At 58.5% G+C, this 8,098-nt stretch carries 6 protein-coding genes; 1 reads left to right on the top strand and 5 read right to left on the bottom strand.

Translation table 11 applies throughout. The features are described 5' to 3' along the window. Positions 1-2,150: translocation/assembly module TamB domain-containing protein (locus tag L0H65_RS10020; RefSeq protein WP_301458735.1), on the top strand; the 2,150-nt coding region annotated here is incomplete at its 5' end. Here the strand turns inward: L0H65_RS10020 and L0H65_RS10015 are convergent. The 5 genes from L0H65_RS10015 to L0H65_RS09995 form a co-directional block, all read right to left on the bottom strand. Continuing rightward, entirely contained in the window at positions 2,144-3,022 is an 879-nt protein-coding gene (locus L0H65_RS10015; protein WP_301458734.1) for a YihY/virulence factor BrkB family protein, read from the bottom strand. The genes L0H65_RS10020 and L0H65_RS10015 overlap by 7 nt on opposite strands. A gap of 253 nt (positions 3,023-3,275) precedes the next feature. Further along, positions 3,276-3,503, bottom strand: a complete 228-nt coding sequence (locus tag L0H65_RS10010; RefSeq protein WP_301458733.1) for a hypothetical protein — start codon at positions 3,501-3,503, stop codon at positions 3,276-3,278. An 86-nt stretch (positions 3,504-3,589) separates the two neighbouring features. Next, positions 3,590-4,267, bottom strand: coding sequence for a YjbF family lipoprotein (locus L0H65_RS10005; protein ID WP_301458732.1), 678 nt, complete (start codon positions 4,265-4,267; stop codon positions 3,590-3,592). After that, positions 4,264-6,501 (bottom strand): YjbH domain-containing protein, encoded by a 2,238-nt coding sequence (locus L0H65_RS10000; protein ID WP_301458731.1) that lies wholly within the window; start codon positions 6,499-6,501, stop codon positions 4,264-4,266. The genes L0H65_RS10005 and L0H65_RS10000 overlap by 4 nt, the downstream gene beginning before the upstream one ends. 88 nt (positions 6,502-6,589) lie before the next feature. Then, positions 6,590-8,098: nucleoside-diphosphate sugar epimerase/dehydratase (locus L0H65_RS09995; RefSeq protein WP_301458730.1), on the bottom strand; the 1,509-nt coding region annotated here is incomplete at its 5' end.

The following is an 8,098-nucleotide window of genomic DNA, read 5'->3' as shown; positions in this document are numbered from 1 at the left end:
CCTTTCTGCGCAAGCTGAACGTGGCCGCACAACAGTTGACGGCCAACCTGTCGGGTTCTCTGGCAAGCGATGGCAGCGACCTGAAAGGCAAGCTGCGCTTTGGTGACTTGTCCGCTTTGGGCGCGAAATATGGCGGCAGCCTTACAGCGGATGCCAGCTTCAGCGGCACGCCAAGCCAAGGCCGCATTACGCTGGACGGTATCGGGACGGATCTGAAAATCGGGCAACAGCAGGTGGATGCCGTGATTGGCGGCCAAAGTACGCTTTCCGTGGCAGTGAGTTTGCGCGACAAACGCCTTGAGATCGAAAAGGCGGTGATCAGCAATCCTCAGATCAACGCCGATGCGGTTGGCTTTTATGACCCCGTTGGCAGCGATATCACCGCGAATATTGCGTTACCGAACATTGCGCCCTTGGGGCCGGGGTATGCGGGAAGTTTGCGCGCGAAGGCTCATGCCGCCGGAACCCTTACCGCCGGACGGGTAACTGTTTCGGGGGTGGCGAGCAATCTTGCGGTCGGCAACACTTCTGCCAACCGGGTACTGGCGGGCGAAAGCACATTGGAGGCGGCGGCGAATTTCCGTGACGGCAAGTTGGAGATTGAAAAAGCCACAATTGAAAACCCGCAACTTCGCGCGAGCGCAACCGGCACCGTCACCGAAAACCAGCGTCGGGTTCAGTTGGAGGCACGGCTGGCGAATATTGCACTTCTGGTTCCGGATTTTTCTGGCCCCGTAACGGTTTCGGGCAGTGCTGTGGAAAGCAGCGACGGTCTGGCACTTGACCTGAAAGGGACCGGTCCCGGTGGCATTGATGCGACCGTCTCTGGCCGGATCGCACCTGGTTTCAGGTCTGCCGACCTTGATATCAAAGGGTCGGCGCAGGCCGCACTTGCAGACGTGTTTCTGGGGCAACGCGCGATTTCGGGCCAAACGCAGTTTGATCTGCGGCTGAACGGGCCACTTGCGCTGTCCTCGCTTTCCGGGACGGCCAAGCTAAGCAACGGGCGTTTTTCCGCGCCAAGGCTGCCATTCGGGCTGCAAGGCATTGCGGCGACGGCCACTCTTGGCGGCAGTGCAGCGCGGATCAACGTGCAGGCAGCGCCCACCACGGGGGGGGAGTTGACGGTTGCGGGCAGCATCGGGCTAACCTCACCCAATCAGGCCGATCTGCGGGTGGACTTGCGGGGCGTTACCGTCAAAGACCCCGATCTGTATGAGGTCACGTTGAATGCCGGGTTGACCGTGCAAGGCCCGTTGACGGGGGGCGCACAGATCGGTGGTGAGGTGCGGGTCAGTCAGGCGGAACTGCGCGTTCCGACCACCGGGTTCAGCGCCGTCGGCTCACTTCCCGGCCTGAAACACCGGAATGAGAGCGCCCCCGTGCGCAATACGCGGGCCAAGGCCGGACTGCTTGACAGCGGCAACGCATCGGGGCGGGCAAACCCGGCGCGGCCTTTCGGGCTGGACATTGCGATCAATGCACCGTCACGGGTTTTCCTGCGCGGTCGCGGGATTGATGCGGAATTGGGTGGCAGCGTGACCCTTCGGGGAACCACCGATACTGTCATTCCAAGCGGATCGTTCGAATTGATCCGGGGCCGCATCGACATTCTGGGCAAGCGCCTTGTGCTGACAACCGCCACGCTTTCGCTGCAAGGTGACTTGATCCCGACGATCAATATCGTTGCGACCAATCAAGGCGATGGCGTGACCACCTCGGTGATCGTTGAAGGACGGGCGGATGACCCGAAGATCAGCTTCACCTCCTCCCCCGATCTGCCGCAGGAGGAGGTGTTGGCGCATCTGTTGTTCGACCGTGGGCTAGACAGAATATCCGCGTTTCAGGCCGCACAGCTTGCCTCTGCGGTGGCAACGCTGGCCGGAAAAGGCGGCGAAGGAATCGTCAGCAAATTGCGCAAAGGCTTCGGGTTGGATGACCTGGACATTGGAACCGATGCGGCCGGAAATGTCTCGGTCAAGGCAGGGAAGTACATCTCCAAACGGGTCTACACTGAGGTAGAGGTGGATCAGGCCGGGCGTAGCAAGATCAACCTCAACCTCGACCTGAAAAAGAATGTGACGGTGCGCGGGTCAGTAGGTGCCGATGGCGAGGCGGGTATCGGCGTCTTCGTTGAGAAGGATTACTGACGCCGTTTCAATGTCTGCACATCGATTTCAGGCGCGTTGTTTGGTTTCGGTTGTGGCTTTCCCTGCAACTCGGCGTCGACTGCCGCGCCCAGCAGAATTGCGTAGGCCGAGAGGTAAAACCACATCAACAACGCGACAACGGCACCGATGGAGCCGTAAATCTGATTGTAATTGGCAAAATTGCCCAGATAAATCACCAACCCGCGCGACACTGCCGCCCAAAGCACCACGGCCAGAAACAGACCCGGAGTCAGCAAGCGCGGGCGAACTTTTTGTTTTTTGCGGTTCGGCCCAAGCCGATAGGCCAAAGCGATGCTGAACAGCACGAGCAACATGCCAACGCCAAAGTTCGCCGCGCGCAGCAAATCCGCGGCTTCCTGCCCCAATGGAAGAAATTGAATGACCAAAGGTGCTACGACCGCAAGCGTCATCGCGGCGATAACGAGACCGAGCAGCGTCAACGTCAACAGGAACGCCCGTAACAAATGGCGGATGCCGCTGCGGGCGGGCAGGCCATAGACAGTATTCAGTCCGGAAATCAACGCGCCGACGCCGGCCCGCGCCGACCAAAGGGCAAATAACGCAGACAGGGCCGTCGTGAAGCCAAGCTCCCGGCTTGTTGTTGCTAGAATCCGCTGCACTTGCCCGTAAAGCAGATCATAGGCCTGCCCCGGCAGGTAATTCTCCACCAGATCCAACTGGGTCTGTACTGCCCCAGGGTCAGCGGCAAAGCCCCAGATCGCGATGACGGCGGCTAACGCCGGGAAAATCGCAAGAAAGCCAAAGAACGCGATTCCAGCCGCTGTCAATCCGATTTCCGTGTTGGAGATACGGGTCCAGAGCCGAAGCAAAAGGTCAATTATATGCGTCATTTGGGCCGGTTTGTTGTGCTCTACCGATGTTGTAGCGCTGCATCAGAGCATTTCGACTTCCGCTCACACGATCCTGCGCCATGGTTCACGATCAAACCAATTGCGATTTTGCAAAAGTCGTGTTTCAGGTTCGGGTTGAAACACCGTGAGGTCGCGCGGGGTACTGCCGATGAAATTCTAGGCGACGCACAACGCAAAAGGCCCGCAAAAAGCGGGCCTGCTGTGCGGTTCAGTGGGCTGACCGCAATAAATATCAGTGGCTGCCAGAGTTCGACAGAGCGGCTGCTGCTGCGACAACGACAATCGCTGCAGCGATTGCTGCGCCGGTGCTGCCACCAAGGCTGCCAGCCGATGAACTGGGGTTTGCAACAACAACGATGGGTTGCTGGTCATCCACCACGGCAATGGGGCCGCCTGCGAAAGCGAGCGAGGACGATGCGAGCAGTGCCGAAGCTGCGATTACGGAAGCGATCTTTTTCATTGCGTATTCTCCATAGTGTAATTCGAAAAACTCTCGACCAGATTTAACATGGTGGCGTGGTTCGCGAAACCCCAAAAAAGGTAAAATCACTTCAACAGATGCTGAATCACCACAAATCCCACCCCGGTACTGACCCATTGCCGCGATTGGCGCAACCTTCCGCCGAAATCGAACCAATAATCGTTTGCGAACCGGATGGAACTGCCTGTGCAGGATTCCCGAAAATGCCGCGTTTGGTAGCTGCGTTCAAAGAAAATCGTTGTCTCCGGCCCCATAGCCGCCACAGTGCAGTCGAAACGCTGAATGAGCGGTTGGTCATCGCCGGTCAACGTCGTATGAATCCGTTGAAAACCGGTGCCATCACGGGACAGCTGTTGAGGCGTCGGAACAGATGCCGACATCAGATCGTCGGTCAGCCCGCGCGTTCCGACCAGAACCCGGTCGCGTAGCGCAAGCGTCCGGTTATCCACCGAGGACCAGGTTTCAACACCGTTATTGCTGGCAATCTTGGCAATCACGCCTTGCGCGCCATCACTTTCGAGGGTCACAACGTCAACCGGCGTTACAATACTGTCGAGATCGGTACGGGTCAGGCGGGCGGGCGATGCTTTGGATTTGCCCTTCAGCGGGCTGAGAAGCGCAGAGCTGATGCTTTTGGCGGCATTTAAGGATTGCAGCGCATCCTTGTTGGAGCCGCAGGCCGCAACCGCAAGCGCGGTAAAGCCGAACAGAAGTGCGGTTGAAAACCGATAGCGGGGCGTCATTTCCAGAACCTTCCGAATTGGGTGTCGAGTTCCGGTGCGTGATACCCCCTGACCGAATCATAAAGCCTGCCGTCGACTTCCAACCTTGCGCCGCCATCCCGGCCAAACGGGCGCAGCGTGGTGGTAAAAGTCTTGCGTGACGGGCTGCCGATACCCCAGTTGAGCGGAATCACGATCTTGATGCCTTTGTCAAAAGAGCCGCTGCCGAAATCCTTGGAGGACACATTGGTCTTGGTGGCAAAGGCACCTATGCGCCATCCGTTGGCAAATTCCCGATCCAGCGAGAACGTTGCCCCCACATCGCCCGCAAGATACTTGCCAACGTCCAGTTGCGCGTGAAAGCCGTCTGAAATCTTGTAATAGGCCGAAACATGCCCGGTCAGCACGCTGTAGCTGCTCGCCCCCGCTTTCGGGCCACTATCGGTTTCATACATCGCTTGCGGCAAGGAAAATCCGAAGCGTTGGTCGGGGGAGCGTTGTTTGACATAATCCAACTCCGCGCCCAATGCCCAGCGACTTCCTGTCGGTTTCCACAGCACTTCGGTTGAGATACCGCCGAACATCCGTTCGAGATATCCAAGCGAGACGCGGGTATAAACATCGGGTGCAAGTTTGCTGTGCCAATGCAACGCCAGTTTTTCAATCGCGAGATCGCCTTCGCGGTCATAGTAGAAAACGGCGGAGCGGACAGGCTGCAAACGCCCGCGGTCGGGCAGCGGTGGCCGATCTTTCAGATTGCCAATGACCCGCTGCGTGACTTCGCCCTCCAATGCCAGGCCTGGCGCAATCTGATACCGCGCGGTCGCGCGGATCCCGAGGTCACCCTTGAAGGGCGACTTCTGGTCAAAGAAGCGAAGCCGCACGTTGGGGCCGATAGACCAGGTGAAATCCGGGTAAAGACCGGGCGCGCGTGTCTGATCGGCGGCAGAAAGCGGCGCGCCAGTGATAGTGGTCCGCGCGCGCATCTGCGCAATAGCATCCGGGGAAAATTCCAACGCCTCCAGATCGCTGCGCTGCACACTGACGCGGGATGCAGGAACGCCATTCGCCAGCGGCACCACTTCGAAGGTTTCTACTGATGCGGGCATCAACTCGGTCAGCGCGCGCGCGGTGCGTCCGATGGCTTCGGCGTTGTTCAGATAGCGGGTGTTGCGGATGCGCACCTGCACCGTATTGGCGGAAAAGCCCAAAGATTCGACGATGATGCCATCGTCTTTCAGGCGTTTGCCCAGATTTTCGCGCAGGATATTGCCGACATCGGCCTGCTCGGTCCATTCGGTGGTGTATTCATCGGGCGCGGACGCGCGGTTGGGACGTGGCTTGATCGGATAGGGTGCGCGCTCAGACAGGCCGCTGGGCCTCTGTTTCGGGTTGATGAAAATTTGGCCTGCAATGCCGACGGTGCTGCCATACATGTAGTAGGCGCCGACGCGGTAGCTGTCGCTTGGCTGATACTCCACCCCGAAGTTGAACGGGCTTTTGTGTTTGAACGTGCTGCGCTTTCCCGCTTCCTCGGTGTAATTGTCCGACGAATACTCACCTTTGAACGTCCAGTTATTGTTGATCTTCCACTCCACCCCGGCGAAGGGGGCGGCATCACCACGAAACCACTGTTTGACGTTGAAATTGCCACCCTGTCCGATCACAATGGGCGGGCGGGTGCCGAACGGCGCGCCGATGCTGCCGTGGCTGGCAAGTCGGCCCCAGCCAAGCCCGGCGGTGACTTTGACATTCGGTGTCAGGTTCTTGGTTGCCGCGACATATTCGCCTGACAGAACGCCCGTGCCCGCGAAATCCTGCAAACCGATGGTGATCGCCGGCAAATAGCGGCTTTCGTTCAGCACCTTGAAGCGAAGATCAAAACTGCGGTCGTAGTAGGTATCAAACTGATCAATGCCGGTGGTGCAGTTCGGCTGGCACAGCGCGGTTTTGTTCCAGTTGCGGATGCCAAGAAAGCGGAAGCTGGCAGAGATTCTGGGCGTGATCTGGAATGACAGCGTACTGCGGCTGATCGCGCCAAAATGGCTGGAGGTTGCGGTCAGGTATCCATCCGGTTGCGCTTCACCAGACGGCATGTCGATCAACCCGGTGACGCCATAAAGGTTTAGCGACGGCTTGGTTTCGGCGAGGCCAAATGGTGCCGCCAAAAACATACCGGCAATGATCGCGGCACCCCCGACAATGGGCCGCCGCGCCGCGCGCGTGCCGCTTCGCTTTGCTGATTTTTGCTGCATCTGCGCCTCATTCATTTTGCGTCACATTATGATGAAGGAATGATCATTCACAATGATGCAAGCGACTTTCGGCATTTTTCAAGCGCAACTATTGCGCCGCTGCCACCTGTTGCGGCGGACAGTAGCCCTCGACATAGGTATTTATCACCGCATGGGCATCTAGGGTGGAGCCGTTTGCGATTGCGGTGCGCAAGGCGCGCAGCGCAGTTGCCATTTCGAACTCTGTCAGGCTTGCTTCTAGCGCGCGCAGAATTTTTGGATGGGGCGTTGTGAGCATGCCCTCACCGATCAGCAATTCCTCATGCAGCTTTTCGCCGGGGCGCAGACCGGTCACCGCGATTTCAATCTCTCCATCCGGGTGTTCGGCGTCGCGAACGGTCAATCCAGCAACCTCCACCATTTGCCGCGCGAGATCGCGGATGCGGACCGGCTCCCCCATGTCCAGCACGAAGACATCGCCGCCCTTTTCCGCGTCAGAATAGGAACCTGCCAGCAGCACCAAAGCCGCCGCTTCGTGCAATGTCATGAAATAGCGGGTTACGTCATCATGCGTCAGAGTGACCGGGCCGCCTTTGGCGATCTGTTCCTTGAAAAGCGGAATCACGGAGCCGGAAGACCCGAGGACATTGCCAAAGCGGACTATCGAAAACACCGTACCCGTCGAGCGTTTGGCGAGATCTTGCACCACCAGTTCCGCGAGGCGCTTTGACGCGCCCATCACGTTTGTTGGGCGCACTGCCTTGTCTGTTGAAACCAGAACGAACTTTCGAACGCCGTGTTCATCTGCCGCATCGCCAAGGATGCGCGTGCCAAGGACATTATTGGCCAGCCCTGGAATCGGGTTCGCCTCCACCATTGGCACATGTTTATAGGCTGCGGCATGAAAGACAATTTCGATATCATGATCTGCCATGACCATCCGCGCCATGCGACTGTCGGTAACGGAACCAAGCACCGCGACGATGCGGGTGTCGGTGCATTTGGCAAGTTCGCTGAGTTTGCGCTCGATGGTGTAAAGGGCAATCTCGCTCATCTCGAACAGCACGATGCAGGCCGGGCGGCTGTGCAAAAGCTGGTGGCAGAGCGCGGAGCCGACCGATCCCCCGGCACCTGACACCAGAACATTGCGTCCGCGATAGGCGTCGCCGCCCAAGGGAATTCGGTTCTCGAACCGCGAGCGGCCAAGGAATGTGTCGGGTTCCACCGGTGCCAATGCATCGACAAGCTGTTCCACCCCGACAATTTGCGCGAAGGAAGGCACCGACATCACGGTCAGACCCATCATCTGCAACTTGCGCGCAATCTGCGCCAACTTGGCCTTGGGAATCGATGGCATCGCCAACAGGATGCGATCTACATCCAGCCGCGTGGTCAGTTCGACGATCTTTTCCGAACTGTAGATGTGCAACCCGCCCGCAGACATGGACTGCAAGGCCGGATTGTCGTCAACATATCCAACGGGTTGGATGCTGTGGTGGGACCGCAATGCTGCCTGCAACTGCATGCCGGTGCGGCCAGCACCATAAATCAAAACCCGGCGACGTTCTTGCCCGGCCCGCAGCACCCAAAGAAATGTATGCAACATCGCGACGCGCGC

Origin of the sequence: Pseudorhodobacter sp., from assembly GCF_030452865.1 — a bacterium.
Classification (GTDB): domain Bacteria; phylum Pseudomonadota; class Alphaproteobacteria; order Rhodobacterales; family Rhodobacteraceae; genus Pseudorhodobacter.
Note: the sequence above shows the minus strand (reverse complement) of the source record. Positions and strands in the feature narration are given on the sequence as shown.